The organism is Ruegeria sp. P10, assembly GCF_056534925.1.
The window spans coordinates 41763-67629 of the sequence record NZ_JBQERJ010000004.1; the positions used below are offsets into that span (position 1 = coordinate 41763).

A 25867-nucleotide genomic window follows, 5' to 3' on the forward strand; every position below is an offset into this window, starting at 1 on the left:
TTCACGCCAGTGTGACTATTTGACTGCGCGTTCAGCGATCGATTGAAACGTCGAGTCAAGCTCTGCTGCAATATCCATCAGGTTCTGACCGCCTTCCGAGGCGTAGGGCGCAAAGACGAAACTGGGGGTTTTATACGACAGGTTCGCCGTCCCGTCTTTGTTTTCGGTAACGTAAAACCGGATCGGGGCCTCGATCATCGCGTGGACCGAGGTTTCCAGAACCCGCACGGCGTAGTCATTGTTGAAAGCGCCGATCACGCGATTTCCGGGAATCGATATCCCACGTGCTGCCGCCGCTTTGGTCGGGCCCGCCTGAGTCACGACGATCAGCCCGTTTTCCTTGATCGCGGCTTTGGTTGCGTCAACCAGTTCCGCATACGGTTTCTGGGTTGGGTATACGGCCCAGCCCTCGGGCGCATTCTGAGCCCACAGGGGCAACGCGATCAGGCAGAGCAGGGGAATGAAGGCTTTCATCAACGCGTCTCCGGTATCTTGCTCTGACCTGTGTGCCAGACTTGAGAGTTCTGCGCAGTCACGAATCCGTGTTCGCCGCGCGCTGCTGCACGTCGCGTTTCTTCAGCACGTAGATATCCATGATCCAGCCATGGTCGGCTCGGGCGCGGGCGCGCGTGTCAAGGATCCGCTGCGCGACCTGATCCAAAGGGCCGCTGATCAGCAGCTCTTCTTTCATGCCCACATAGGCCCCCCACCAGATGTCATACTCTGCCATCCTGAGGGACTGGAACGAGCATTCCCCGTCCAGCATGACGGCGACTTTCGAAGCGGTTTCAGGCCAGCCTTCATCCCGGATACGACGCCCGGTGGTCACGACATAGGGTGCGCCCAGATCATTGATCGGGATCGCATGAGCCGCGGTCAAAGCCTGCAAGGCCGTGATGCCCGGAATCACCCTGGTGTTGGGCTTGGGGTCCAGCCGCGCCGCAATGCGCAGCGAACTGTCATACAGGGACGGGTCGCCCCAAATCAGCAGAGCAATGTGCTGCGCCCCCGGGTGAGCCTCGATCGCCTCGTGCCAGCGCAGCGCAATGGCGTCGTGCCATTCGTCCACGCCGCGCAGATAGCCATCGTCCGCCCGGCGCCTTGGGATGTCAAAATAGGCTAACCTTGGCGGTGTCTCGGTTACCCGGTCGATGATGTCCTCACGCAGCCCGGCCAGATCGGCCTTGTTTTCGCCCTTGCGGGGAATCAGGATCAGATCGGCCGACCGGATCGCCTTCGCGCCCTGAAAGGTCACGTGATCCGGGTTGCCGGTGCCGATGCCAATCAGGCTCAGATCAATCATCTTCGAACTCCGCCAGCGGCCCGTAAAGGATCAAGGCCGGAGCCGTGCCGATCTCGGATTTTAGCTGTTCGGCCAAAGCACCGATGGTGGTGCGCGTCAGCTTTTGATCCGGGGTCGAAACAGATTCAGCCATCAGGGCAGGCGTGTCCAATGACAGGCCGTGTGAATGCAGCGCTTCTGCCAGAAGCGGGAAAGTACGTTTGCCCATGAATACAACGGTGGTGGCCTGAGAATCGGCCAGCGCGGTCAGGTTCAGATCGTCCGGCAGCGCGCCGCTGACGTCATGTCCCGTCACGAACTGCACGCGCCGTGCGGTCAGACGGCGCGTCAGCGGGATACCTGCGGCAGCTGCGGCAGCCACCGCAGACGGGATGCCGGGGATGATCTCGAATTCAATGCCCGCATCACGAAGGGCAACAAGCTCTTCTTCAAGCCGCCCGAACATGCCGCCATCGCCGGATTTCAACCGCACGACATGTTGGCCGGTCCGGGCGTAGTCCACTAGCAACCGGCTGACATGGTCCTGTTTGGGCGAGGGGCGACCGGCCCGTTTGCCCACGCCCACAAGATCGGCGTCTTCGCGCGCGTGGCTCAGAATCGGCCCGCTGCTGAGGTCATCGAACAAAATCGCATCGGCCTTTTGCATCCTGTTGACGGCCTTCAACGTCAGCAACTCCGGATCGCCGGGGCCCGAGCCGATGAAAGACACAAATCCGCTCATGCAGTTGCCTCCGCAATCAGGTGAAAGAACGTACCTGTGACATTGCCGCGAACAGAGCCGGTCTGAGGTCCTTCTGCGCCTTCGGCATCAAACACACGGGCCAGCGGCGCGTCAGGCTGATCCACGATCGAGGAATAGTGGAACTCATGCCCGCGCAGCGCCGCATTCTGTGCAAATCCCGGCATCGGGGCCAAGAGTTCCGCTTTGCGATAGCCCAAGTTGAATTTGCGTTTTTGGTACGACGTCACCAGCCCCAGCAGGCCAGCCATTTCATGCCGCACGCCATCCTTGTCGATCAGCGCATGACCCAGCGCCATATACCCACCGCATTCGCCATGCACAGGCCTTGTTTCCGCGTGCTTGCGCAGACCCGCGAGGAACGTTTGGGCAGCAGCCAACGTCCCGGCATGCAGTTCCGGATAGCCGCCGGGCAGCCAGACCAGATCGGCATCCGCCGCCGGCGCTTCGTCAGCCAGCGGCGAGAAGGGCAGGATCTCGGCCCCAGCTGCGCGCCAGCCTTCCAGCAAATGTGGATAGGTAAAGGAAAATGCCGCGTCCCGTGCCAGTGCAATCCGCTGGGCCGGAGGGCGCGGCAGCGCGTCTGACGATGGCCCAATGGGGCCTGAGGAAGCCGCCCGTTTGATCGCCTCGAGATCCACATGTTCGCGCAGAAATGCGGCATAGCCTACGATGGCGCTTTCAAGATCCGGGTGTTCGACGGCCTGGATCAACCCCAGATGCCGCTCGGGGAGGGTCAGATCGCCTCTGCGCGGCAGCACACCCAGAACCGGCAGGCCTGCACGTTCCATCCCCAACCGGGTCAGGCGCTCGTGCCGGGGGCTGGCGCAGCGGTTCAGGATCACGCCGGCAAAGGGCAGATCGGGGTTGTACATCCTGAACCCCAGCGCGGTGGCCGCCGCAGATTGCGCCTGACCGCCGACATCCAGCACCAACACAACCGGCCAACCCATCCGTGCAGCGGTCTCGGCGCTCGACCCATGACCCAACTCACCCGGCTTGGCCACGCCATCGAACAGACCCATCGAACCTTCTGCCACCACGATGTCGGCACCTTCGGCCTGAGCTGAAATTGCGTTCAACAGCGGGTCACCCATCGCCCAACTGTCAAGATTAAACGAAGCCCGCCCAGCCGCTGCTCGGTGGAAGGCGGGGTCAATATAATCCGGTCCGCTCTTGAACGGTTGAACGGTCAGGCCATCCTCGGCCAGCGCTCGCAACAGGCCCAGCATGACCGTTGTCTTGCCCGTGCCCGAGGACGGTGCGGAGATCAGAAGGCCAGGAGGGTTAATCATCACCATGGCTCCAGCTTGACCAGGGGCTCTCGGCGCTTTGCGGGCGATAGCGGCGGTCGTAATCTTTCGAATACAGGCAGCTTTCGTCGAAACCTTCGCCCGCCAGTGCCGGACCGACCATGATCAACGCAGTGCGCGAGATGCTGTCATCCAGCGCCTCTTTGAGCGTTCCCAGCGTCGCGCGGATGATCCGTTCATCCGGCCAGCTTGCGCGATAGACCACGGCGACCGGACAGTCGGCCCCATAGGCCGGGGTCAGATCGGCAATGACATTGTCCAGATTGCCGATCGACAGATGAATGGCAAGTGTCGCCCCCGTGCGTGCGAAATTCTCCAACGTCTCGCCTTCGGGCATGGAAGATGCACGGCCCGGCGTCCGGGTCAGAACCACGGATTGCGCCAGCCCGGGCAGAGTAAGCTCGGTTCCCAAAGCCGCCGCAGCCGCCGCAAAGGACGGCACGCCTGGGGTTACGCTGACCGGGATGCCCATTTCCTTGAGGCGGCGGATCTGTTCCCCCATCGCCGACCAGACCGACAGGTCGCCGGAATGCAGACGGGCCACATCCTGGCCGGCCTGATGTGCGGCCTCGATCTCGGCCATGATCTGATCCAGATCCATTGGCGCGGTGTTCACGATTCTTGCGCCTTCCGGGCAGTGGCTAAGAATTTCTTCCGGAACCAGGGAACCTGCATAAAGGCAAACGGGGCAGGATGCGATGATGTCGCGCCCGCGCAGCGTCAGCAGGTCGGCGGCGCCCGGTCCGGCGCCGATGAAATGAACGGTCATGTTTGTCCTCCGATGGCTATGGCGCATGTGGCCAGCCGGTCGTCTGAAATCTGTCTGGGTGAAAGCAGCCGCGCGCCCGAGCCAACAAGCTTTCCGGCGGCAGCCAAGGCGGATGCTTCGGCCACGCTTCCGGTGCCATAGGTGGCCCGGCTACGGGTCGAGCAAGTGAGTGTGCGTTGCCCGGCCAGATCGCCTGCGGCAACGAAATGTAAGGGCAGAGACACCTCTTCTGCAAAGGATGTCAGGGCCGAATGACCTTCCTTGTCGGCCACGGTTGCCAAGGCGGCGACGTCGTGGTTTGCGGCTGCCGCGTCAAACGCTTCACGCAAGCTGTCGGCTGTCGCGGAAGAGGAGAAACCGAGGCCAGCAACGATCATAGCGTCACGCTCCACTGCACCACCGGATAGGCGGACTTCCAGCCGCGCCTTGGTCCCAGCGGGGCTGATTGTGCAAGTTCTATCCGAAGCAGGTCACCGCCCAAGTCTTCGTGCCAACGTGCCAGCAGGGCCTCGCTTTCCAATGTGACCGCATTGGCGACAAGGCGTGTGCCTTTAGGAAGCGCATCGCGCAGCCACGCTAGCAGATTGGCGCTCAATCCTCCGCCGATGAAAACGGCATCCGGCAGGTCGACACCTGACAGCGCTTCTGGTGCGGTTCCGTGTACTACATTCAATCGATCTTGCCCCAACGTATCTGCATTTCGGCGGATTCGCTCAGCCCGGTCGGCACGGGGCTCGAAACACGTCGCGGAAAGGGTCGGATCACACATCAGCCATTCGATGCTGATCGAACCTGTGCCTCCACCGATATCCCACAGATGTTCGCCGCGTTGCGGGGCAAGCGCCGAGAGTGTCAGGGCGCGGATCGGGCGTTTGGTGATCTGACCGTCCGTCTCGAAGATGTGGTCCGGTTTGCCAGACGCCTTGGAAAGGGCAGGTCCTGCACCGGAAACCTCCAGACCGACGCAGACCGGATGGTCGAACGTACCCAACAGCGCCTCGGTCAGCGTGACTGTTCTGATGTTTTCGCGCGGGCCACCTAGGGCCTGCATCACATGCAGGGCCGAGTCGGCAAAGCCTGTCTCGGTCAGATACCGTGCCAGTTCCGCCACGGACTTTCCGTCACGCAGCAACAGGATCGCGTGCGCTCCCGGTGCCAGATGAGGACGCAAACGGGTCAGCGGCGCGGCGTGCAGGCCGAAGGTCAGTGTGCTTTCCAAAGGCCAGCCGAGCCGGGCAGCCGCCAGCGAAAAGGTGGATTGGCCGGGCAGGGCGGTCCATTCACCGGCATCGAAATTGCGCGCAATGACAGAGCCTGCGCCAAACCAGAACGGATCGCCCGAGGCCAGAACAACGGTCTGCCGGCCACGCAATCCTTTCAGGATCGGCAGACCTTCCGAGAACGGCACAGGCCATTCGACACGCTCCGCCCCTGTTTCGCGCAGCAATGACAGGTGGCGCGGCGGCCCCATGATCACTTCGGCCCGGTCCAGCACTTGACGGCCGGATGGCGACAGGCCATCAAACCCATCTTCGCCCAGTCCCAGAACGGTCAGCCACGGAGATTCAGACATGACAACCCTCCTGATCCTTGGTGGCACGACCGAGGCCAACGCGCTGGCCAAAGCTGTTTCGCAACAAGGGATTGCGGCTGTGTATTCCTACGCCGGACGGGTGAAAAACCCGCGTCCTCAGCCCTTGCCGGTAAGGGTCGGCGGTTTCGGCGGTCCGGAGGGTCTGGCTGCCTATATCCATGAGAATGCCATCACCCATGTCGTGGACGCGACCCATCCCTTTGCGGCCCGGATGAGTCGGAACGCGATCGAGGCATGCGCCGCGACGCGGGCGCCATTGGCCGCGTTGACCCGCGCGGCCTGGGTGTCGCAGCCCGGCGATGTCTGGCGTCATGTGCCCGACATCGCTGCCGCCGTCGACGCATTGTCCGGCGATGCTCAGCGTGTTTTCCTTGCCGTTGGCCGCATGCACCTTGAGGACTTCACGGCCCAGCCCCAGCATCGCTATTTGCTGCGTCTGGTGGATGCGCCCAATGAGCTGCCCTTGCCGAACGCAGAGGTGGTCGTCGCCCGAGGGCCGTTTACCGAAGCCGACGACCGGGCGTTGATGCAGCGCCATGGGACGCAGCTGGTCGTGTCCAAGAACGCAGGCGGCACGGGCGCGCGCGCCAAGCTGGACGCGGCGCGGGCGCTGGGCGTGCCCGTGCTGATGATCGACCGCCCGGTTCTGCCGAAGCGGACCGAGTTTTCGCAGGTCGCACAGGTTCTGGACTGGCTGTCTCATCCCTGATCCTCACCAGGGGTGAAGCGAGGGGTGTAAACGATGGGTGCGCCATCGCGCTCGATGACGCGCGTTCGGGATGACCCCACGATCACCACAGTCTGCATATCCGCCATGTCGGGCGTGGCTTCGGCCAGTGTCGAAATGCGCATCTCTTCATCGGCCCGCGATACGGCGCGGGCGAACAGGATCAAACGTTCGGGCTCACACTCTTCACGCAGGATTTCCAGCGTTTTTACAAAGCCTTCCGGGCGAGACTTCGAGCGGGGATTGTAAAAGGCCATCGAGAAATCCGCCTGTGCGGCAAGGCGCAGGCGTTTTTCGATCAATGACCATGGTTTGAGGTTGTCGCTGAGGTTGATGGCGCAGAAATCATGTCCCATCGGGGCACCCGCGCGCGCGGATGCAGCCAACATCGCCGTGATCCCCGGCAGCACATCGATCTGAAGGTCACGCCATTCCGCAGGGCCGTTTTCCAGTGCTTCGAAGACGGCCGCCGCCATGGCAAACACGCCGGGATCGCCCGAGGATACAACGACCACCCGTTTGCCATCGGCAGCCATTTGCAGCGCGTGTTGCGAGCGGTCGATTTCGACCCGGTTGTCACTGGCATGCAGTGTAAGGCCGGGGCGCTCGGCAATACGCGCCACATATGGGATATAGCCCACAACATCGGTGGCTTCGGCCAGCGCGGCTGTTACTTCTGGTGTAACAAGCGCCTCATCACCCGGCCCCAGACCGGCAATCTTGACCCAGCCGCTCATGGTCGCCGCCCCTGACCGTGCACGACGATGATCGAGAAATACGGGGTGATCTTCTCGCAGGCTTCGGACAGCTTGGTCACTGTCTGGTTCGGCATCTGCGCATATTCCACGATCCACGCCCGGTCATACAGGCCAGCGGTCTTCAGAGCGCGTTTCACCTTGTCGATGTTGCGTCCGATTTTCATCACGACCAATGCATCGGTCAGAGCCATGCGTTCCGCCAGCGTTTCTTCGGGCAGGGTTCCAACCAGCACGGTCAGCACGTCATCACCCCAGGTGATCGGGTCTCCGGTTGCGGTCCAGGCTCCGGACATGCCGGTAATGGCGGGTACAACTTCAACAGGCGCGTCTTGGCGCAGTCGGCTGTAAAGGTGCATGAACGAGCCATAGAAGAAAGGATCACCCTCGCACAGAACAACCACGTCCTCACCCTGTTCGGACAGGGCCTTGAGATGGGCGGTGCAGTTTTCGTAGAAAGCTGCCAGCAATTCGTTGTAGCGCGGGTCTGTCACCGGGATCTCGGTGGTTACGGGATATTCCATCGGAAACTCGACCGCGCCTTCAGGGATCATCCCGTTGACGATCTTGCGGGCCTGACCACTGCGACCTTGTTTGCGGAAATACGCTACATGCTTTGCATTGCGCAGCAGGCGATCAGCCCGGACGCTCATCAAATCCGGATCGCCGGGGCCAAGGCCCACACCGTATATGGTGCCCATCTTCATTCCGCCCGGCTTGCGATGGCGTTGATGGCCGCCACCGTGATGGCGCTGCCGCCCAGACGACCTTTGACGATGCAGGATGGCGCCGGTTGCGCCTGCCACAGCGCATCCTTGGATTCCACCGCGCCGACGAAGCCAACCGGGCAGCCGATGATCGCGGCAGGGCGCGGGCAATCCGGGTCTTCCAGCATGTTCAGCAAATGGAACAGTGCGGTGGGCGCATTGCCTATGGCGACCAGCGCGCCCTCCAGATGCGGCCGCCACAGCTCCAGCGCAGCGGCGGAACGGGTGTTGCTCATCTCGGCAGCCAGCGGGCGTACGCGTTCATCGTGCAGGGTACAGATCACCTGGTTGTCGGCGGGCAGGCGGAAACGGGTGACACCTTCGCTGACCATGCGCGCATCACACAGGATCGGTGCGCCATTTTCCAAAGCAGTGCGGGCCGTCTGCACGAAGCCGGGCGAGAAATGCACGAACTTTTCCAGTCCGACCATACCCGCGGCGTGGATCATGCGAACGGCAACCTGCTCTTCATCGGCATCAAACCGGGCCAGATCAGCCTCTGACCGGATGGTGGCAAAGCTTTCCTTGTAGATCGCCGCGCCATCGGTTTCGTATGTATAGGGCATCAGGTGAAGTCCATAGTCATGAGTGTTTCCGGGTCGAGCCCGCGTTGGCTGGGCTCATCCCCCGCGCGGCCCTGTTTGACAAGATCAAATCGTCCGTTTGCGCCCACCAATGTGATGTCGGCAGGACCCATGCGAGCGCATCCTTTGCTACAGCCTGAAACATGCAGGCGTCCGGCCACCCGCGACGCCAACGCCCGGGCGATGTCGCGCGTCTCGGTCTGCGCCTGCGGGCAGAACGGCGCGCCGGGGCAGGCGTCGGTGGTCATCAACGGATCGGTTCCATTTTCGACAAAGGCCGGGGCAGGTATCGCCGCCCCGCCTTCTAGCAGGATCAGCCGCCACGGGGTGACGCGCAGGGCGCAAGCGCCGCTGTCCTCGATCAGGTCATACAGCTTGCGCGCAGGCAGCGACCCAAAAGCCGCGCCGTAAAGGGCACCCAGTTCACAGGGGCCCGGTTGAAGCTTTGCGCCAACAGAACCGGGCGCACATCCTTGCCATTCCTGCGGCAGGGCGACGATGACGCGCGCCATGCGGCGTGTCTCGGGCGTGTAGGTTTCGGCAAACCACATCGCCAGCGCGATCACGTGGTCAATGGCGTCGGTCTCGGTCACGCTCCGCCCGGTTTCGCAGCCATCGGCGCGCAGGATCAGGCCGCCTGCACTGGTTTCCAGACGAATATCAGCCGAATCCGACGCCAGCAGACGTTCGGGGCCCGTGTCGATTGCAAAACCGAACTTTGCCGGCAGGGCCGGCAGCTCCGCAAGCCGGTCAATCAGTTCATGGGTCAGCCGAGCAGTCAAATCGCCCGCCTGATAGAGCGGTGTAACCAGAATATTGCGGCGTATTTCGATACCGGGTTCCGCATCCAGCAGGTTCAGCGCGGCAAGCTCTTTGAGCAGAGGCTGATGGTCTTCCTCTTCCACGCCCCGCAATTGCAGATTGGCGCGATTGGTCAAATCGATCGAGCCGTTTCCAAAGCGGTCAGCCAGATCGCACAGTCCCAGTGCCTGATCGGCGTCCAGACGCGCCAGCCGGGGCCTGACCCTGACGACCAGACCGTCACCGGACATCATCGGACGATGGGCGCCCGGGCACCAGCCCTGAACGATCGGTGCACTCATCTCAATCCCTCCAGATCAGCCCTGATAGAGTTCCGGCGCGTGTTCCAAAGCCCGGCCTCAAGCAGCGCGCGAAACCGGTCCTGCATGGCCTGACGCGCTTTGGGATTGGCCTCTTGCAGGAACGCGTCGACCTCTTCGTTGCCCAGAGTGGCATCGTGGTAGAGGTCAAAAAGATGTGGTGCGACCGTGCCAGACAGATGCGCGAAAGAAGCCATATGATCCAGCGTTGCCGCGATTTCGGCCGCCCCCCGGAAACCATGGCGTTGCATTCCGGCGATCCAGCAGGGGTTGGCGGCACGGGCGTGGACGACTCGGCTGATTTCTTCACGCAAAGTTCGGGCGCGCGGGTTTTCGGGGTTGGTGTTGTCCAGATGGTACAGCTGCGCGGTTCCGCCGGCGACCTTCTTGGCGGCGGCAAAGCCTGCCTCGTGCGTGGCATAATCGTTGGCCAAAAGAAGATCGGTTTCGGTCAGGTCCTGCAAGTGGACAAAGCTGTCCGCATTTGCAACGCGTTGGGTGATGCCGTCCTTGTCCTGCGAGATGTGTTCGCCTTCCAATGCAAAAGAGCTGGCCTCTAGCCATGCTTCACCGGCCTGCGCACGGGCCTCGTCGGTATACACTTCGGAAAGTTCGGTCATATTGACGCCGTAACTTCCGGGCGCAGGTCCATAGACCCGCGCTGCCGGCGCCTGCCCGGCATAGGGGTTCCAATCCGTCGCTTCATCGCGCGCGGCCAATGCGCGAACCGCTTGGCCAAACAAAGCGGACAGCGTCGGGAAAACATCCCGGAACAGGCCCGAGACCCGCAGGGTCACGTCTAGGCGCGGGCGGCTCAGGTCGGTGATCGGCAGAACCTCGATGCCGGAAACCCTCTCGGACCCTTTGTCCCACACGGGTTTGACGCCCAGCAGGTGCAAGGCCATGGCGAATTCCTCGCCCGCCGTGCGCATGGTGGCTGACCCCCACAGATCGATGATCAGCCCCTTCGGGTAATCGCCTTCTTCCTGAAGATGGCGCCGCACCAGTTCCTCGGCCAGTTTCACACCCTGAGCATAGGCCGCACGGGTCGGAACCGACCGCGGATCGGTGGTGTAAAGGTTCCGCCCGGTGGGCAGAACATCTGACCGGCCACGATAGGGGGACCCCGAAGGCCCGGCATCAATCCGCTTGCCTTCGAGCGTTTTAATCAACGCGTCGCGTTCGGCGTGGGCCGAAGGGGCCGGATCGAAACTGCCCGTCACCTCGGGCACGCGCCCAAAGATGTGCAGCCCGTCGCCAAACTGGCTTTCCTTGATGTCACAGACAAAGCGGTCGATGCGGGTGATGGCCTCGGCGGTGCAGGTAGCCTGATCGAGGCCGAGATCGCTTTCCAGCCCTATCGCCTGCGCCTCATCACGGATATCTTCCTGCAAGCGGTCGCGGCGTTTGGGGTCAAGCCCGTCGGCGTTCGAAAACTCATCCAGCAGCGATTCAAGCCGCACCATCCGATCCGGCGTGCCACTTTCCTTCATCGGGGGCGGGATGTGGCCCAGTGTGACGGCTCCGATCCGGCGCTTGGCTTGCGCGGCCTCGCCCGGGTCGTTCACGATGAACGGGTAGATTACAGGCAGATCGCCGATCAGCGCCTCGGGCCAGCAATCAGCAGACAAGGCGACCGATTTTCCGGGCAACCATTCCAGCGTTCCATGCGCGCCGATATGGATCAGCGCATCGGCACCCAACCCTTTGCGCAGCCACAGATAGAAGGCGACATAACCGTGGCGTGGGGTGCGCAAGAGGTCATGATAGTCGTCATCCCGCAGCTCGGGCGTGCCGCGTTCGGGTTGCAGCGCGACCAGCGCCTTGCCGCGCCGAAGCGCGGTGAAATGGAAGGCCCCATCGGCACAGGCCGGATCATCTTCGGGCGCGCCCCAAACGGTGTGCAGATCAGCGCGCAGGGTCTCGGGCAATTCCGCAAGCGCATCCTGATAATCCCCAAGCGACCACGAAATCCGTGCGTCCAGAAGAGTGTCGGCAATCGGCTCGCCAGTCGCGATGTCATAGCCTTCTTCGTCAAGATCGGACAGCATCGCCTGGGCCGAGGCCAGCGCGTCGAGGCCAACCGCATGGGCCATCTGCCAGTCTTTGCCGGGATAGGTGGACAGGACCAACGCAGGAATCTGATCTGCCTTGGGTTTGTCGTTCAGTGCAAGCCAGCCCGATACACGGTCGATGATCGCTTCGATCCGGTCCGGTTCGGGACGGTGTGCAAAGCGCGCGTATTCCAGATGCGGATCGCGTTTTCCGGGTTCCTTGAAAGACGCAACTCCTGCTGAGATCCGTCCATCCACCTCGGGCAGTACCACATGCATGGCAAGATCGGCCGGGGACAAACCGCGTTCCGCCTCGGCCCAGGCTTTGCGGCGCGAGGTGGCGAGAGCGACCTGAAACACCGGCACGCCTGCAGCGTCCAGAGGCGACGTTCCCGACGCGCCTTTTCCCGAAAACGAAGTGGCGTTGACAATGGCAGATGGGTTCAGCGCAACAACCTGTTCCCGCAACCATTCGGCGGCTACAGGCGCCTTGAGAGACGGGGCAAACAGGCCCACCGCCGCGTATCCACGGGCGCGCAGGCTGCGGATCAGGGCTGCGATCGGGGCGGTGTCTGCCGAGGTCAGGTAAGCGCGGTAAAAGGTGACGAGGATTCGTTTGGTCGTGCCTTCGAATGCGGTTTCCACCGGGATTACGCCGCGATCCGGACACCACACGCCACATTCGGGCAAGGTCTTGGCGCCCATCACCGGACCGGCATAAAGCCCCGCCGCCAAAGCCATCTGCGCCAGCGCGGCCTGCGCCGCGACCTCGCCGCCGGTATCGCACAGATGCGCCAGACGCCGCAGGGTCGAGACCGGCAGGGTGGAATAGTCATCCAGCCGCGTGTCCTCGCGCCCGTCGGCGGGCAGCACCGCCAGTGCGATGCCCTTGGCCTGCGCCAGCGCCAGAACCTGCTGCAACCCATAAGCCCAGTAGGGCACCCCGCCGATCAGACGGATCAGAATGCCCTTGGCGCCTTGAAGCGTCTGTTCGACATAGGTATCGACCGACAGCGGGTGTTTCAGAGCCGTCAAATTCGCCAGCCGCAGGGTCGGCATTCGCCCTTCCGGTCCGCCACCACGATGCCAGCCCGCCGCGAAAGCGCCTAGGTCGCTGTCCGAAAAGGACAGCACCACCAGGTCCGCCGGGCTCTGGCCCAGATCGGTTGGGGTCTCGGTTTCCTCGAGCCCGTGGCTTTCGCGAAAGACGACGTGCATGGCTTACTCGGCGGCCTCACGCACACCCACGAGGATTTCGCGGATTTCCGCCTCTTTGATATCGTCATGCTCGGCGATGACGACCAGACGCGAACGGCGTTCTTCACCGGGTTCCCACGGGCGGTCATACTGGTGACGCACGCGGGCACCCACTGCCTGGACCAGCAGGCGCATGGGTTTGCCCTGAACGGCGGCATACCCTTTGACGCGCAGGATGTTCAGTTCATTGGCCAGGCGTTCGATATTGGCGACCAGTTGGGCCGGATCGGTCTGCTCGGGCAGCTCGACGATGATGCTTTCGAAATCGTCATGCTCGTGATCGTGATGGCCGTCGTGATGCGAGGGTCGGGCGTCCATGTCATCCTCGGCGGCGGCTTCCAGACCCAGCACAACGCGCACGTCCACGGCACCTTCGGCCACTTCGACGACGGGCAGGGGGCGCGGCGCCTCGGCGGCGATGATCTCGCGCGCTTTGGCCACGCCTTCGGGGCCGGCGAGGTCGGGCTTGGTCAGCAGGATGATGTCAGCGCACGAGATCTGATCCTCGAACACCTCGGACAGGGGCGTTTCGTGGTCGATCGAGTCATCGGCCATGCGCTGCGCATCCACTGCTTCGACATTGGGCGCGAAGCGGCCTGCGGCCACGGCCTCGGCATCGGCCAGGGCGATCACGCCGTCGACGGTGATCTTCGAGCGGATGTCAGGCCAGTCGAATGCCTTGAGCAGCGGTTTCGGCAGGGCCAGACCGCTGGTTTCGATCAGGATGTGATCCGGGCGTGGCTCCAACGCCATCAGGGCCTCGATGGTGGGAATGAAATCATCTGCCACGGTGCAACAGATGCAGCCATTGGCCAGTTCCACGATGTTTTCCGCCGGGCAATCAGGAATGGCGCAGGATTTCAGGATGTCGCCATCGACGCCTACATCGCCGAACTCGTTGACCACGACAGCAAGGCGCTTGCCCTGTGGGTTCTGCATCAGGTGACGCACCAAAGTGGTCTTACCCGATCCCAGAAAGCCGGTGATCACTGTGACGGGGAGTTTTTCGAGGTTCGACATGTCAGGCTCCAATGGGGGGAATGCGCGAGGCACAGTTCTTGCGAAAATGTTCGGGGCGTTCGCGCCATTTCACCAAACCATCTTCGGTGGCCAGATACTTGGTCGCGCCGTCGACGATGACGTCGACATGATCTGTTTCGTTCAGGTTTTCATACACGAAGGTCCAGCGGCCCGGCCCGCGCAACACGATCGAACAGCCTTGATCACAGTTTGACAGGCATTCAACGGCTTTCAGGGTGACACCGTCGGGCAGGTCCGCCTGTTCCAGAGCCTTGTGTAACAAAGCGCCCGGGCGTTGCGTGTCATCTTCCACAGGCAGGCCGCGACGGCAGGTGGTACAGACCAGCAACTCGACTGGTGCGGTATCGGTCATGTCTCTCATCCCCCCAAATCCTCTTCGCGGGGGACGGGGTTTCATGCGGGCCACGAATGGTCATGGACCCGACACCGGAACACCCCGCCCGGTTTCAACTTCGGTTGTTGGCAGGTCTCCCGGCTTGCGGATGCCAGAGGCGGGCCTCTGTCGGATGTCCCGCCTTCCCGGCTTTCGGGCCAGTGGCATTGGGCATCCTCTCCGTTCACGGTCGCGGGGGCGGCTGCGTTTGGCGGCAAGACCGTTGACGCATTCCCTTTTCATCGGCTGTCACCGACACCAACGAAAGGGACATGCGGCACCGCTGGCCTGCTTGTCAAGCGAGTCGCGCGCAACAATGATGCAGAGGCATGGAAAGCGACCTGTGGGCGTCGATGGGCGGCATGGCGTGCCGGGACCCAGCCTGAGATGGGCCGGGCGACGAACAGTATGTTAGCAAGGGGCGTAGACTATGGTGAACGGGTGCCTTGACTGAACCTGTCCCGATGATGGGAAAAGACCACCGAACACCGCAGATCCTCTTGCGCTAATAGATGACGTTGATCATGAGCAGGGAGACGACCAGAAACAGCGCCGTCATTATTCCGCCGGAGCGGACGAAATCCATCACCTTGTATCCGGCCGGACCCATGATCAACGCGTTTACCTGATGGGTTGGGATGATGAAGCTGTTCGAGGTCGATATGGCGACCGTCAGGGCAAAGACGGCCGGGTTTCCACCCGCCGCCACCGCAATCGATACTGCCAGAGGCACCAGCAGGACCGTGGCCCCCACGTTGGACATGACCAAAGAAAAGGCCGTCGCCAGAATGGCGATGCCGGTTTGCAACGACCAGAGCGGCCAGCCGTCCAGAATTATCATGATCTGCTGGGCGATCCACGCGGCCGTGCCTGTGTTCTGCACGGCTTGTCCCAAAGGTATGAGGCAGGCGAGCAGGAATACGGTGTTCCATCCGACCGCGCGGTACGCCTCGTCCACGCTGAGCACACGGGTCAGCATCATGCCCACCGCGCCGGTAAGAAGACAGAGTGAAAGCCGGACGTCCGTGAACAGGATCAACGACAGCGAAATGGCGAAGAATGCCAGGGCCCAGCCGACTTTTTGCGGCCTCAGCTCGTCCTGAGGAAAGTCTGTCGTCACAACGACGAAATCCGGATCTCGTTTGATCCGCATCAGGTTGTCCCATCTGGTATGGGCCACAAGCATGTCGCCCGCCTGAAACTTTTCGAGCCCGATCTGAGTGGATTCGTGATCCTCGGTCTCGACATGGCTCAGCGTCTCTTCGCCGCGGTGAATGGCCAGCAGCGACATCCCGTAGGTCTTGCGAAACAAAAGCTCGCGGGGGCATTTGCCGATCAGCTTGCTGTCAGGCGTGATGACCACCTCGGCCACGCCTGCATTGGTTGGGGCGAACTCTTCGACGAAAATGTCCAAGTCCGGAAGAACGGTCAGCCCGTATTTCTCGGCGAACTTCTCGACCTCCCAACGGCGGCCGACGATGGCCAGCCGACACGGCGCTGCAATTTCCGCTGTCAAAACCTGAACCATCGAGGTTTTGCCGCGATAGAAGGTTGAAATGATGTACAGGTGGTTTTCGTGGTTGATGTCGGCCAGAATCTCGCCGACCAGGGGGCTGTCCTCGGGCACCACGACTTCGAACACATCAGCTTTGAGGCCATAGACCCTTTGCAGGTATTCCTGTGTCCCTTGTCCGGTACCCGTATTGTCAGGTCCTTCAGCCTCCGGCAAAACCCAGCGTCCCAACAGCAGAAAGTAACCAATTCCCGTCAGGATCAGAACCGCACCGATCGGCGTGACCGAGAACAGGCCGAAGGGCTCCATTTTTTGAGAGGCCGGCAGACTGTCATTTGCCGTCAGGATCAGATCGTTCAGCAGGATAAGAGGAGACGACCCGACCATCGTCATTGTGCCGCCCAAAATGGCGCAGAATCCCATTGGCATGAGCAGGCGCGACAGCGGTATGCCTGACCGTGTGGAAATTCGGCTGACAACCGGCAGAAACAGAGCAGCGGCGCCTACATTCTGCATGAACGAGGATATGACGCCAACGGTGCCGGAAATGATTGGTACAACCCTGCCTTCGGATTTGCCGCCGTATTTGAGTATGACGGCAGCCACCTTGTTCATGATCCCCGTCTTGTCCAGACCGGCCCCGACGATCATAACCGCAATGATCGAGATGACGGCATTGGATGCGAAGCCGTCGAACAGAAGGGTGACATCCGCCAAATTTTCCAGCCCGGGCGCGTAGCTGAGCAAGCCTATGAGAACCAGAACCAATATGGCGGAAAGGTCGATCCTTATGATCTCGGAAACGAACAGAAAAACGGTGAAAGCCAGAAGGGTGCAAACGACCCCCATCTCGAAGGTAAAGGCAATATGTTCCACAATACGTCCAGAACTTTTTCTTTGTTAGATTCCTAGTTCATCCCTCCCGACTTGTCATGAAGTTTCGTTTTTCGGCGATGTTGAGACATAATGTTGCTCAATGGTTGCTGTGGGAGCAATGCTTTCGGGAACCCCGTTTGACGAACACGTCAGAAAGAAGGATTGACCAAATTGCATGAAGAAACCAGCACGTTTCGTACCGGCGCGATGCCGTTCCAACAAGGTCGAAGCAGCACAGGTAATGGCAAGTCAATTCCAGCCACGAACAACAGACAATCCGACAGCTTTGTTTGCAGTACCATTCTGCCGCCGCCTGAACCGGGCAAAGGGCCGGCTTGGCCGTCCCTGATCGCAAACTGCCCACAAGAATGGTTTACACCTAAACGGGCCGGACAAATAATTCAGGTCACCAATTCTGATCATTTCGAGGTGAAGATGCCAAGGAAGTACGGCGGGGTGTTGCCTGAACGCAAGCTGGCGGCATATGCCCAGAATGCTCGCAGTCGGATGGAACAGAACAAGATCGCAACACGAAAAATCCAATAGTTGGTTGGATGAAAAATCCAATAGTTGGTTGGATATTGAACCTCGAGGAGGGAAAAAGTATCTCAAGTCGTTGGAGGTAGTGGAGGCGAGTACCGGAATCGAACCGGTGTACACGGATTTGCAATCCGCTGCGTCACCACTCCGCCAACTCGCCTTTTCAAGTAAAATCAGATACTTGCCGTGGTGTGCGTGGGGTTTTAGCAGCTTTCCAAAGGGGCGTCCAGAGGATTGCGCGCAATTTTGTCGACGAGATTGAAATTTGCCGAAGCCCGCAACCGCAAACGCACGGGCGCAGGGGGGTTGCGTCAACAGGGCCGTTGCTGGGCGTTTCAGGATGTGGCAAAAGCCGGGTAACTTTGGGAATGACTCGAGAGATCCTATGACAGATTTCGCTGCCCGGCGCCGCACTATGGTTGATACGCAAATCCGGCCTTCGGATGTTACAAAGTTCCCGATCATTGAGGCGATGTTGAACGTCCCGCGCGAAAACTTCGTGCCTGACGCACAGCGTGAGGCCGCCTATGCCGACAGTGTGATCGATCTGGGCAACGGGCGCTGTATGCTCGAGCCGAGAACGCTTGCTAAAATGCTGGATGCGCTCAACATTTCGAACGACGAGATGATTCTCGATATCGGTCCGGCGACGGGGTATTCCACTGCGGTTGCCGCGCGTATGGCGCAGTTGGTTGTTGGTGTGGAAAGCGACGACTCGCTGGCGTCCGAGGCGCAAAGCCTATTGGCTGAGGCCGATGTGGACAATGCCATTATCCACGTCGGTCCTTTGGAGCAGGGTGCGGCTGAGCACGGCCCTTACGATGCGATCATGGTGCAGGGCGGTGTTGAACGGATTCCCGACGCCCTGTTGGATCAGCTCAAGGAACATGGCCGGATTGCATGCCTGTTTGTTGAAGGCAATCTTGGAACTGTGCGGATCGGTCGAAAGACCGGAGGCCGGGTCAGCTGGAGGGATGCCTTCAACGCCAGTGCACCGATACTAGAGAGCTTTTCGGCGGAGTGTGCATTTTCGCTATAGTCCGCCGATAGATTTTTCTTCCGCCTTGATTAGTTGAAAACAAGGCCGCAAACTGCCTGCAGGGCAGTGTAATTTCGTTTTGAGAGGATTTCGGTATGCGTGGTTCGGCGACAGGCAGGCTGGTCAAGGCATTCGCAGTGACCGCAGGGCTTGCCATGAGCGTAATGCCAGGGCGTGCAGCGTGGGCTGATAACATAACAGACGCCTTCATCGGTGCATATAATACAAGCGGTCTGCTGGAGCAGAATCGGGCGCTTTTGCGGGCTGCGGATGAAGATGTGGCTATTGCGCTTTCAGCGTTGCGGCCAATCGTCAACTGGGCCGTGCAGGTAAGTCAAGACTACACCCGGTCGCGGGTCAATAACGTAGTCACGACGAACGAGCCGTCTAGGTTTTTTACCGGATTAACGCTTAGCCAATTAGTATATGATGGTGGGGCTTCGATTCTGGGCAAGCAATCTGCTCAGGAAACTGTTTTGGCGACCCGGCAAACCCTGATTGACATTGAACAAGAGGTCCTAATCCGTGCCGCGCGAGCGTATCTAAGCGTCTTGGAGCAGGAAGAAACAGTTGAAATTCGGCAGAATAACGTGAACGTTTCTGCGGAAGAACTCCGCGCTTCAAATGATCGGTTTGAAGTTGGCGAAGTCACCCGCACCGACGTGGCTTTGTCCGAAGCACAGCTAGCCAGTTCACAAGCGGATCTTGCGGTCGCTCGAGGCCAGTTGAGCATCGCTCAAGCCGAATACGTCAATGCGGTAGGCAACGCACCGGGTCGAACAGCGGGTCAGCCGAACCTGCCCAACCTGCCGCGTTCGGAGGCGGAAGCCGTTAGTTTGGCGCAACGCAACCATCCCGCGATTCTCTCAGCGCAGCATCAGGTTCGCGCGAGGGATCTAATCGTGGAGCAACAAAGGGCTAACTTGGGTCCGAATGTGTCGCTTGACGCTGATGCAGGTGTTACTGAACGCTATGATAACAGCGATTATGTCAACGATGCGAGCATCTCGTTGACTTTCCGGCAGCCGATCTATGCCGGTGGTCGCTTGGCAGCAAATGTACGGCGTGCGATGGCGGTACGTGATGCCGACCGCGCGAACCTACTAAACGTGCAGAAGAACATCACTCAAGGTGTCACTGACCGCTACGCAGCGTTTCAGGCGGCCAGCGCAAGCTTGAGAGCATCAACAGAACAAGTTCGTGCGTCACAGGTCGCTTTTGACGGGATCAGGGAAGAAGCCACCTTGGGTGCACGAACAACTCTAGATGTTCTGAACGCTCAGCAAGATCTTCTGGACGCGCAACTCACAGAAGTGAGATCCCGAACTGAACGGACTCGAGCAGCGTACGAACTGTTGCAGGCTCAGGGTCTGCTGACGGCTGAACGTCTGGGTTTGGCGGTGCAGATCTACGATCCGACCTTGTATTACAACCTGGTTAAAAAAGCGCCAGCACGGGTCAGCAAACAGAGCAAAGATCTGGATCGCGTCCTCAAAGCGTTGCGTCGGGACTGATCGACCATACTATTTGTTGTGAGGTTGAGATTGTTTGGCTACACTCGATCCAAGGATAGAGCGGTAGAGAACAATGACTGATAACGTCGTAAAAGCAGGGATCGAAGACGTTCTGTCTTCGGTCAAACGTCTGGTCAGTGAAGACAGTCGCGGTAAATCCTCTTCGGATCAACAGGGTGCTACGCGAAAGCCGGGGCGTTTGGTGCTGACGGACGCGCTGCGCATCAGCAAACCTGCTCAGCCCGAGATCATGCCCGCCAAGCCGTCTGCTGATGTTGCCGACTCGGCCAAGCCGATGCTGCTGCGTGCCTGCGACATCGTCAGGGCAGGTGATCCTGCCAACACTGCGGATGACGCGACCGAGGGACATTCCGCGGCAACCGGCTCAGCCGATGATCCCGCGATCAGTCTGAGTGCCAAGATCGAAGCGCTGGAAGCGGCGATTGCGCAAACCGAGGATCAATGGGAGCCGGATGGCGACAGCGCAGACGCCTATTCCGGCACACCGACGCATTCCCTGCCGTGGAACGTCGAAGAGGAGTTTGCGGCCGCAAGGACCGTCGTTCTGACTGATCAGGAAGATACGGACGATCCGCAGCCCGAGTCCGCTTCGGTACAAAACGCAGAGTTCATCCGGGCGGGACGACCGGCTGAATCCGATCGTGCCACTGAAGTCGTTGAAAACGTTTCGGCAACGGATTTGGATGAAGAAACATTGCGTGAGCTGATCGCGGAAGTTGTCCGCCAGGAGTTGCAAGGCGCGATGGGCGAGCGGATCACGCGAAACGTGCGCAAAATGGTGCGGCGGGAAATCGCGCGCGCGCTCGCCGCGAAAGATCTGGGATAAGATTCAACCGCGCTGTGGTGGCTGGGCCAGGCTCAGCATCCGGTCAAGATTCATGTGGCGCTCCAGATGATCGGCCAGATCATCCAGCGCCTGCTCTACACCGTCTTCGTAGGCAATGTCCGACGTCACGCCCAGCGTTGACAAATAACGGGCACGAAATGCGTCTGACGAGAAAATTCCATGCAGATAGCTGCCCTTGACCCGACCGTTGCTGCTGGCGGCGCCTTCTGGTCTGCCTTCGACCTCAAGCCATGCGCGGGCGCGGTCCGGGCCGTCGGTATGGCCCATGTGGATTTCGTATCCGCTGACCGGTTCTCGGTCTGGCAGGGCATGGGCGGAACGCAGGATGACCTGTTTCTGCCCGCCCATTACGGTATCGACGTTCAGCAACCCCAATCCATCAACTTTGCCCGGCCGGCCGTCCACGCCATCAGGATCGGAAATGGTCTTGCCCAGCATCTGATAGCCGCCGCACAACCCCAGAACATGTCCACCGCGGCGAACATGTGCATACAGGTCGATATCCCAGCCCTGTGCACGAAAATAGCTCAGATCTCCGATCGTGGACTTGCTGCCGGGAAGCAGAACCAGATCCGCATCGCCGGGCAGGGGACGTCCGCCTGGAATGACCTCGACGCTCACGCCGGGCTCGGCGGACAACGGATCGAGATCGTCGAAATTGGCCATACGCTCCAGTTGGGGCACAACGACCTTGCACGCGCCGCCGGTATGGGAACGGATGTCCATCATGTCTTCGGCCGGCAGTTTCCAGGCGTCGTGAAACCAGGGCACGACCCCAAGGCAGGGCCAGCCTGTTCGGGCCGAGATGTCATCACGGCCTTCGTCAAACAGGGACACGTCGCCCTTGAAGCGGTTGATGGCAAAACCCCTGATCTGCGCCACGTCGTCTTCGTCCAGAACGGCCTGAGTACCGACGATCTGCGCAATCACTCCGCCACGATGAATGTCCCCGACCAGTACAACAGGGATGTCCGCTGCACGGGCAAATCCCATATTGGCGATGTCACCTTTGCGCAGGTTGGTCTCAGCCGGGCTGCCAGCGCCCTCGATCAGAACCAGATCAGCGTCGGCGCAAAGCCTGTCAAAGCTTTCCAGCGCTGCGCCCAGTAGCTTGGATTTGTCCTTGCGATAGTCACCGGCCTTCATCGTGCCAGCACGCTGCCCCTGAACGATAATCTGCGCGCCGGTATCCGTCTCGGGTTTGAGCAGAATAGGGTTCATGTCCGTGTGTGTTGCCCGCTTTGCCGCACGGGCCTGAAGGGCTTGTGCGCGGCCAATTTCGCCACCGTTTTCGGTGACGGCTGCATTGTTCGACATGTTTTGTGGTTTGAACGGCGCGACCCGAAGGCCCCGGCGCGTGTAGGCGCGCGCCAGCCCCGCCACCAGAACCGATTTTCCGACATTGCTGCCGGTCCCTTGAATCATGATGGCGCGAACCATGCCTTGTCTCCTATAAGTCTGGGCGCAGATGATCTGATTTGAGCCGAAAGGGAAAGCCCCGGATGAATACGCCTGCGCATCTTTTGATCGGGGCTGCCGTGTTTGCCCGGCCGCCGCAAGGACGTATCCTCTGGGCTGCGCTGCTGGGAGCGTTGTTGCCGGATCTGTCCCTGTATGTCATGGCGGGCGTGTCCCTGTTTGTTCTGAGCATCCCTGAGCAGGTGGTCTTCGGGCAGCTTTACTTTTCCCCGGCGTGGCAGACCGTATTCGCCATAGACAATTCCTTTATCCTCTGGGGGCTGGCATTCCTGCTGGCAGTCTGGAGAGGTTGGCACGTTCTGGCTGTCGGTGCAGCGGCGGGTCTGTTGCATCTAGCGACAGATTTCCTGCTTCATGCGGGCGACGGACGGCCACAGTTCTGGCCCATCAGCGACTGGGTGTTCAGCAGCCCTGTCAGCTATTGGGACAGCGACCATCATGCTTTGTGGGTGGCTCCGGTGTCAGCCTTTGTCTGTCTGGCCGCATATGTTCTGCTTTGGCAGCGTGGATTGCCGGTCTGGGGCAAAGCCCTGTTCGCGACCATGCTGGCAGCTGAATTCTGGGTGGTGCGGCAATGGCTGTTGTTCTTTTGAGCCATTGGCTTCTTACCTGACGATCAGGCATAGAAAAACGCGCTCTGATAGGCAGAGCGCGTTTGTTCAATCCAAATCTACTTTGGTTCAGGCAGCTTCAGCCTGCTGTGCGGCGTTGCGACGCTCGCTTTCCTCGCGTGACAATGCGACTGAGGTGCGCACGCCACGGCCAACGAACTCCATCAGCCCGCTGACAACCCGTTCGTTCGGGTCAATGCCTGCGCAGGACAGAACTTCGCGCCCATCGCGCGAACGCGCCCAGCGGGCGATTTGTTCGGGGCCATTGCCGTATTTCTTGTCATCGGCGATAGCATCATCAAGCGCAGCCAGGACAACGGCCGCGAAAAGTTTGCGCGCACGATTGCCTTGCTCATTGTTAAAGGCAGTGCCGTCAACGAAATCTCTCATCTCGTCTTCCTTGTTGTTCTTGCTCTTGCATTTTCGGCGTGAGGGTCCTTATGACCGATTAGGTGCGATTCGGATACAGCTAAAATGCATAGTTGCGTTGCGTCACTTGCATGGCTTGCTGCACCTGCAGCACTAGGTGTCGTTGTCTTGTCAGGTGTGTTCCCGCCAGATATAGGGACCGCAACTGATGCATCAACCGTTTGTGAAGGATTTATGTAATGCCCAAGATAAATGGGAACGAAATTCGCCCCGGCAATGTGCTTGAGCATAACGGTGGCCTGTGGGCAGCGGTCAAGGTAGACCACGTAAAGCCGGGCAAAGGAGGGGCATTTGCTCAGGTCGAACTGCGCAACTTGCGCAATGGCTCGAAACTGAATGAACGCTTCCGCTCAGCGGACAAGGTCGAGCGTGTCCGCCTGGAACAGAAGGACCAGCAATTCCTGTACGAATCCGACGGAATGCTGGTGTTCATGGATGCAGAAACCTACGAACAGATTGAATTACCAGCAGAATTGCTGGGTGACCGTCGTCCGTTCCTGCAAGATGGCATGACCATTGTTGTCGAATTCTACGAAAGCGAAGCGCTGAACGCGACGCTGCCGCAGAAAGTGACCTGCAAGATCGTCGAGACTGAACCGGTCGTAAAGGGCCAGACGGCGGCGAACTCGTTCAAGCCCGCGGTGCTTGACAATGGCGTGAAGGTTATGGTTCCCCCCTTCATCGGCCAGGATGAAATGATCGTCGTGAACACTGAAACGATGGAATATTCCGAACGCGCATGACGTTTCGTCACTTTTTATTAGGGACCGCGCAGGCATTCGCCGCGCGGTCTTTTTTATGCGTTAGGGCGATAACGATACCGTGTTGGGTCGGGGCCAAACAATTCCAGCATCAGTTCATATTTGATGCGATTGGCACTGACCTGACGATAGAATGCGATCAAAAAGGCAGTGGGTCCTTGAATGCGGCTGAGCCCACTGGTGGCGGCCACCACGGTGCCCACATCCGTTTTGCCCTGCAGGACCAGATATCCCCCCAGCATCAGGATACCGACGGTGCCGGCCCCGTTGATCACGCTCAGCAGGAACTTTGCCGACAGTTTCCATAGGAACATCCGCCGCCGCGTGTCGTAAATGTCATCAAACATGGTGTTGATATCCCGCTCGACGGCTTCGATATCCTCGGTTGTCAGCCGGTCGGTGGCACCGCGCAGAATGCGAACCCGTTCCGCCACGAAAGTGTTCACTTTGCGCTGCGAGACCAGAACGATGATGATTTGCGGCACGATCATTGACAACGCAATCAGCCCCAGACCTGGTTGCGTGGACGAGATATAGCCGATCACACTGATCAGCGTTCCAATCTGAACGACCGGATCCGAAAAGGCTCCACCGGCAAACTTGCCCAACTCTTCGGCTTCGGCCGAAATGGCGGTGGTCATGGTGCCTTTGCGCAGGCCTTCGTCTGAATCCTTCAGGTCGGTCGAACGCCAAAGCAGGCGTTGACGGATCAGCCGGATCATGTCTTCGCCCAAGGTTCCGGCGCGATAGCTTAGTACCCATTTCAGGGCGAGGCTCAGCAGGATGACGGCCATCATGCCGATGCCCAGCTGGATCAGTTTTTCAGTCCCGACATCGTCGGATGTCAGGTGGTTGACGATGTCGCGCTGAAACTCAAGCGGCACGGCGGCAAGGCCCGCAATTGCGACGGACAGCATGATGAGGATGATCTGCCGCCCCGCACTGGCGCGCCAGATCGCGGAATAAAGTCGAAACATGCGGGTATCCGGTTCGTCCTGTTTGCCTGCACTTTGGCAGTGCAGGACAACGGGTTCAAACTTTTCGATACAAGCTGATGCGCGGGTCGTGCCGATTTGGCAACAAGGTGGGCTCAGTCCTCCAGCCGCACCGTGGCGTCTGCGGCCTGCATCTCAGGGCCTGCGCGATCAAATCGCAGATACGCGATCCCGTTTCCGCCGGCCTGTGTGTACAATGTTCCGACAGGTTTGCCATTTGCACTGATCTCGGTCCTCACCGGGGCCGAGCCCTGGACAACGACGCGTCGCAGACCTTTGCGCAATTCGGTTTTGTGCTTCATGCGCGCGGTCACTTCCTGCCCGACATAACATCCTTTTTTGAAATCCACGCCATTCAGCGCTTCGAACCCGGATTCCAGGATGTAACTGTCCGGGGTCAGTTCAATGCCTGACTCGGGAATGCAGTGCTGGACGCGCAGTGCATCCCAGTCGGTTCCGTCATCGCCCTCGGGTTCGGGGGAGTAGTTGCGCCAGCCCATCTCCGGGTGGCGGGGATCGGGCAGGGCGGTTTCCGGCGCAGCCTTGGTGCCGCGTTGCAGGTTCAGATCGGTTCCCTCGATCGTCACATCCGCACGCAGCTTGTACATCGTCAGACGTTTGACCAGATCATCCGCAAGGTGTTCGGCCACATCCAGAAGAACTCCGTCGTCATCTCGTTTCAGAAAGAAATCCGCCAGGTACTTTCCCTGCGGAGTAAGCAGAGCGGCATAGACCAGCCCGTTGTCCAACCCCTTAATGTCGTTGGTAATCAGATCCTGCAAAAAGCTTTCGGTATCCGAGCCGGACAGGCGCAGAATGCGGCGGGTGGGCATGGCTTGGTCCTC

General features: G+C 60.1%; 26 protein-coding genes, 1 tRNA gene and 1 riboswitch. Of the genes, 7 read left to right on the top strand and 20 right to left on the bottom strand.

Translation table 11 applies throughout. From position 1 onward, the window contains the following. Positions 1 to 15: 15 nt before the first annotated feature. The 7 genes from ACR0FB_RS08080 to cbiE are packed head-to-tail and all read right to left on the bottom strand — an operon-like array spanning position 16 to position 5697. Complete coding sequence (locus ACR0FB_RS08080; RefSeq protein ID WP_171613504.1) at positions 16 to 474, bottom strand: DUF302 domain-containing protein; 459 nt, start codon at positions 472 to 474, stop codon at positions 16 to 18. Positions 475 to 532: 58 nt separating this feature from the next. Further along, a complete protein-coding gene (gene cobF, locus ACR0FB_RS08085; protein ID WP_480618979.1) occupies positions 533 to 1303 on the bottom strand; it encodes a precorrin-6A synthase (deacetylating) in 771 nt (256 codons plus the stop codon). Continuing rightward, complete coding sequence (gene cobA, locus ACR0FB_RS08090) at positions 1296 to 2024, bottom strand: uroporphyrinogen-III C-methyltransferase (protein WP_209833613.1); 729 nt, start codon at positions 2022 to 2024, stop codon at positions 1296 to 1298. Before cobA ends, cobF begins: the two co-directional genes overlap by 8 nt. Further along, entirely contained in the window at positions 2021 to 3343 is a 1323-nt protein-coding gene (locus ACR0FB_RS08095; protein WP_480618981.1) for a cobyrinic acid a,c-diamide synthase CobB, read from the bottom strand. The genes cobA and ACR0FB_RS08095 overlap by 4 nt, the downstream gene beginning before the upstream one ends. Beyond that, positions 3330 to 4124 (bottom strand): precorrin-4 C(11)-methyltransferase, encoded by a 795-nt coding sequence (gene cobM / locus ACR0FB_RS08100; protein ID WP_480618983.1) that lies wholly within the window; start codon positions 4122 to 4124, stop codon positions 3330 to 3332. Before cobM ends, ACR0FB_RS08095 begins: the two co-directional genes overlap by 14 nt. Continuing rightward, positions 4121 to 4501 carry a cobalamin biosynthesis protein gene (locus ACR0FB_RS08105; RefSeq protein WP_171633625.1) on the bottom strand — a complete coding sequence of 127 codons (381 nt, stop codon included), beginning with the start codon at positions 4499 to 4501 and terminating at the stop codon, positions 4121 to 4123. The genes cobM and ACR0FB_RS08105 overlap by 4 nt, the downstream gene beginning before the upstream one ends. Further along, a complete protein-coding gene (gene cbiE, locus ACR0FB_RS08110) occupies positions 4498 to 5697 on the bottom strand; it encodes a precorrin-6y C5,15-methyltransferase (decarboxylating) subunit CbiE (protein WP_480618986.1) in 1200 nt (399 codons plus the stop codon). The genes ACR0FB_RS08105 and cbiE overlap by 4 nt, the downstream gene beginning before the upstream one ends. Between cbiE and ACR0FB_RS08115 the strand changes: the two genes are divergently transcribed. Beyond that, positions 5696 to 6427, top strand: a complete 732-nt coding sequence (locus ACR0FB_RS08115) for a cobalt-precorrin-6A reductase (protein ID WP_209833607.1) — start codon at positions 5696 to 5698, stop codon at positions 6425 to 6427. The two genes, cbiE and ACR0FB_RS08115, sit on opposite strands and share 2 nt — an antisense overlap. Here the strand turns inward: ACR0FB_RS08115 and cobJ are convergent. From cobJ to ACR0FB_RS08155, 8 genes are all read right to left on the bottom strand, one after another. Further along, entirely contained in the window at positions 6418 to 7182 is a 765-nt protein-coding gene (gene cobJ, locus ACR0FB_RS08120) for a precorrin-3B C(17)-methyltransferase (RefSeq protein ID WP_171723584.1), read from the bottom strand. The genes ACR0FB_RS08115 and cobJ overlap by 10 nt on opposite strands. Further along, positions 7179 to 7907 carry a precorrin-2 C(20)-methyltransferase gene (locus tag ACR0FB_RS08125; protein WP_480618989.1) on the bottom strand — a complete coding sequence of 243 codons (729 nt, stop codon included), beginning with the start codon at positions 7905 to 7907 and terminating at the stop codon, positions 7179 to 7181. The genes cobJ and ACR0FB_RS08125 overlap by 4 nt, the downstream gene beginning before the upstream one ends. Continuing rightward, positions 7904 to 8533, bottom strand: coding sequence for a precorrin-8X methylmutase (locus ACR0FB_RS08130; protein WP_480618991.1), 630 nt, complete (start codon positions 8531 to 8533; stop codon positions 7904 to 7906). Before ACR0FB_RS08130 ends, ACR0FB_RS08125 begins: the two co-directional genes overlap by 4 nt. Next, on the bottom strand, positions 8533 to 9654 hold the full coding sequence (locus tag ACR0FB_RS08135) for a cobalamin biosynthesis protein CobG (protein ID WP_480618993.1): 1122 nt from the start codon (positions 9652 to 9654) through the stop codon (positions 8533 to 8535). The genes ACR0FB_RS08130 and ACR0FB_RS08135 overlap by 1 nt, the downstream gene beginning before the upstream one ends. Continuing rightward, positions 9651 to 12944, bottom strand: a complete 3294-nt coding sequence (gene cobN, locus ACR0FB_RS08140; protein WP_480618995.1) for a cobaltochelatase subunit CobN — start codon at positions 12942 to 12944, stop codon at positions 9651 to 9653. Before cobN ends, ACR0FB_RS08135 begins: the two co-directional genes overlap by 4 nt. Before the next feature lie 3 nt (positions 12945 to 12947). After that, on the bottom strand, positions 12948 to 14003 hold the full coding sequence (cobW, locus tag ACR0FB_RS08145; protein WP_480618997.1) for a cobalamin biosynthesis protein CobW: 1056 nt from the start codon (positions 14001 to 14003) through the stop codon (positions 12948 to 12950). A gap of 1 nt (position 14004) precedes the next feature. Then, positions 14005 to 14376, bottom strand: coding sequence for a DUF1636 family protein (locus ACR0FB_RS08150; protein ID WP_171633608.1), 372 nt, complete (start codon positions 14374 to 14376; stop codon positions 14005 to 14007). A 92-nt stretch (positions 14377 to 14468) separates the two neighbouring features. Further along, a riboswitch (cobalamin riboswitch) is annotated at positions 14469 to 14675 on the bottom strand. Positions 14676 to 14902: 227 nt separating this feature from the next. After that, entirely contained in the window at positions 14903 to 16759 is a 1857-nt protein-coding gene (locus ACR0FB_RS08155; RefSeq protein WP_171633868.1) for an SLC13 family permease, read from the bottom strand. Positions 16760 to 16948: 189 nt separating this feature from the next. Between ACR0FB_RS08155 and ACR0FB_RS08160 the strand changes: the two genes are divergently transcribed. Beyond that, on the top strand, positions 16949 to 17332 hold the full coding sequence (locus ACR0FB_RS08160; protein ID WP_209547207.1) for a hypothetical protein: 384 nt from the start codon (positions 16949 to 16951) through the stop codon (positions 17330 to 17332). An 80-nt stretch (positions 17333 to 17412) separates the two neighbouring features. On the opposite strand, the gene ACR0FB_RS08165 is transcribed toward ACR0FB_RS08160, so the two are convergent. Then, positions 17413 to 17486, bottom strand: a tRNA-Cys gene (locus ACR0FB_RS08165). 225 nt (positions 17487 to 17711) lie between these two features. Between ACR0FB_RS08165 and ACR0FB_RS08170 the strand changes: the two genes are divergently transcribed. The 3 genes from ACR0FB_RS08170 (at position 17712) to ACR0FB_RS08180 (ending at position 20726) form a co-directional block, all read left to right on the top strand. After that, complete coding sequence (locus ACR0FB_RS08170; protein ID WP_171723579.1) at positions 17712 to 18365, top strand: protein-L-isoaspartate O-methyltransferase family protein; 654 nt, start codon at positions 17712 to 17714, stop codon at positions 18363 to 18365. A 95-nt stretch (positions 18366 to 18460) separates the two neighbouring features. Continuing rightward, positions 18461 to 19879, top strand: coding sequence for a TolC family outer membrane protein (locus ACR0FB_RS08175; protein WP_480489767.1), 1419 nt, complete (start codon positions 18461 to 18463; stop codon positions 19877 to 19879). A 73-nt stretch (positions 19880 to 19952) separates the two neighbouring features. Next, a complete protein-coding gene (locus tag ACR0FB_RS08180; RefSeq protein WP_480619000.1) occupies positions 19953 to 20726 on the top strand; it encodes a hypothetical protein in 774 nt (257 codons plus the stop codon). A gap of 3 nt (positions 20727 to 20729) precedes the next feature. On the opposite strand, the gene ACR0FB_RS08185 is transcribed toward ACR0FB_RS08180, so the two are convergent. Then, positions 20730 to 22187, bottom strand: a complete 1458-nt coding sequence (locus tag ACR0FB_RS08185) for a cobyric acid synthase (protein ID WP_209833566.1) — start codon at positions 22185 to 22187, stop codon at positions 20730 to 20732. Positions 22188 to 22249: 62 nt separating this feature from the next. Here ACR0FB_RS08185 and ACR0FB_RS08190 point away from each other — a divergent pair, with 62 nt between their 5' ends. Beyond that, positions 22250 to 22819, top strand: coding sequence for a cobalamin biosynthesis protein CobQ (locus ACR0FB_RS08190; RefSeq protein WP_480619002.1), 570 nt, complete (start codon positions 22250 to 22252; stop codon positions 22817 to 22819). A gap of 87 nt (positions 22820 to 22906) precedes the next feature. Here ACR0FB_RS08190 and ACR0FB_RS08195 read toward each other — a convergent pair whose 3' ends face one another. Then, complete coding sequence (locus ACR0FB_RS08195; protein WP_037310273.1) at positions 22907 to 23227, bottom strand: DUF6280 family protein; 321 nt, start codon at positions 23225 to 23227, stop codon at positions 22907 to 22909. Between the two features lie 218 nt (positions 23228 to 23445). Between ACR0FB_RS08195 and efp the strand changes: the two genes are divergently transcribed. After that, complete coding sequence (efp, locus tag ACR0FB_RS08200) at positions 23446 to 24009, top strand: elongation factor P (protein WP_480619004.1); 564 nt, start codon at positions 23446 to 23448, stop codon at positions 24007 to 24009. Positions 24010 to 24062: 53 nt separating this feature from the next. On the opposite strand, the gene ACR0FB_RS08205 is transcribed toward efp, so the two are convergent. Together ACR0FB_RS08205 and ygfZ are read right to left on the bottom strand one after the other, a co-directional pair. Next, positions 24063 to 25004 (bottom strand): ABC transporter transmembrane domain-containing protein, encoded by a 942-nt coding sequence (locus ACR0FB_RS08205; protein WP_171633590.1) that lies wholly within the window; start codon positions 25002 to 25004, stop codon positions 24063 to 24065. 113 nt (positions 25005 to 25117) lie between these two features. Next, positions 25118 to 25855, bottom strand: a complete 738-nt coding sequence (gene ygfZ, locus ACR0FB_RS08210; RefSeq protein ID WP_480619007.1) for a CAF17-like 4Fe-4S cluster assembly/insertion protein YgfZ — start codon at positions 25853 to 25855, stop codon at positions 25118 to 25120. Positions 25856 to 25867 lie beyond the last annotated feature (12 nt).

Coding starts and splice junctions, on each gene's coding strand:
- efp (WP_480619004.1), top strand. CDS start 23,446: ATGCCCAAGATAAATGGGAACGAAATTCGCCCCGGCAATGTGCTTGAG.
- cobN (WP_480618995.1), bottom strand. CDS start 12,944: ATGCACGTCGTCTTTCGCGAAAGCCACGGGCTCGAGGAAACCGAGACC.
- ACR0FB_RS08105 (WP_171633625.1), bottom strand. CDS start 4,501: ATGATCGTTGCTGGCCTCGGTTTCTCCTCTTCCGCGACAGCCGACAGC.
- ACR0FB_RS08080 (WP_171613504.1), bottom strand. CDS start 474: ATGAAAGCCTTCATTCCCCTGCTCTGCCTGATCGCGTTGCCCCTGTGG.
- ACR0FB_RS08115 (WP_209833607.1), top strand. CDS start 5,696: ATGACAACCCTCCTGATCCTTGGTGGCACGACCGAGGCCAACGCGCTG.
- cobA (WP_209833613.1), bottom strand. CDS start 2,024: ATGAGCGGATTTGTGTCTTTCATCGGCTCGGGCCCCGGCGATCCGGAG.
- ACR0FB_RS08180 (WP_480619000.1), top strand. CDS start 19,953: ATGACTGATAACGTCGTAAAAGCAGGGATCGAAGACGTTCTGTCTTCG.
- ACR0FB_RS08150 (WP_171633608.1), bottom strand. CDS start 14,376: ATGACCGATACCGCACCAGTCGAGTTGCTGGTCTGTACCACCTGCCGT.
- cobF (WP_480618979.1), bottom strand. CDS start 1,303: ATGATTGATCTGAGCCTGATTGGCATCGGCACCGGCAACCCGGATCAC.
- ACR0FB_RS08175 (WP_480489767.1), top strand. CDS start 18,461: ATGCGTGGTTCGGCGACAGGCAGGCTGGTCAAGGCATTCGCAGTGACC.
- ACR0FB_RS08135 (WP_480618993.1), bottom strand. CDS start 9,654: ATGAGTGCACCGATCGTTCAGGGCTGGTGCCCGGGCGCCCATCGTCCG.
- ACR0FB_RS08205 (WP_171633590.1), bottom strand. CDS start 25,004: ATGTTTCGACTTTATTCCGCGATCTGGCGCGCCAGTGCGGGGCGGCAG.
- ygfZ (WP_480619007.1), bottom strand. CDS start 25,855: ATGCCCACCCGCCGCATTCTGCGCCTGTCCGGCTCGGATACCGAAAGC.
- ACR0FB_RS08130 (WP_480618991.1), bottom strand. CDS start 8,533: ATGCCCTATACATACGAAACCGATGGCGCGGCGATCTACAAGGAAAGC.
- cobJ (WP_171723584.1), bottom strand. CDS start 7,182: ATGAGCGGCTGGGTCAAGATTGCCGGTCTGGGGCCGGGTGATGAGGCG.
- ACR0FB_RS08095 (WP_480618981.1), bottom strand. CDS start 3,343: ATGGTGATGATTAACCCTCCTGGCCTTCTGATCTCCGCACCGTCCTCG.
- ACR0FB_RS08170 (WP_171723579.1), top strand. CDS start 17,712: ATGACAGATTTCGCTGCCCGGCGCCGCACTATGGTTGATACGCAAATC.
- ACR0FB_RS08195 (WP_037310273.1), bottom strand. CDS start 23,227: ATGAGAGATTTCGTTGACGGCACTGCCTTTAACAATGAGCAAGGCAAT.
- ACR0FB_RS08125 (WP_480618989.1), bottom strand. CDS start 7,907: ATGAAGATGGGCACCATATACGGTGTGGGCCTTGGCCCCGGCGATCCG.
- ACR0FB_RS08155 (WP_171633868.1), bottom strand. CDS start 16,759: ATGGGGGTCGTTTGCACCCTTCTGGCTTTCACCGTTTTTCTGTTCGTT.
- ACR0FB_RS08185 (WP_209833566.1), bottom strand. CDS start 22,187: ATGGTTCGCGCCATCATGATTCAAGGGACCGGCAGCAATGTCGGAAAA.
- cbiE (WP_480618986.1), bottom strand. CDS start 5,697: ATGTCTGAATCTCCGTGGCTGACCGTTCTGGGACTGGGCGAAGATGGG.
- ACR0FB_RS08190 (WP_480619002.1), top strand. CDS start 22,250: ATGAATACGCCTGCGCATCTTTTGATCGGGGCTGCCGTGTTTGCCCGG.
- cobM (WP_480618983.1), bottom strand. CDS start 4,124: ATGACCGTTCATTTCATCGGCGCCGGACCGGGCGCCGCCGACCTGCTG.
- cobW (WP_480618997.1), bottom strand. CDS start 14,003: ATGTCGAACCTCGAAAAACTCCCCGTCACAGTGATCACCGGCTTTCTG.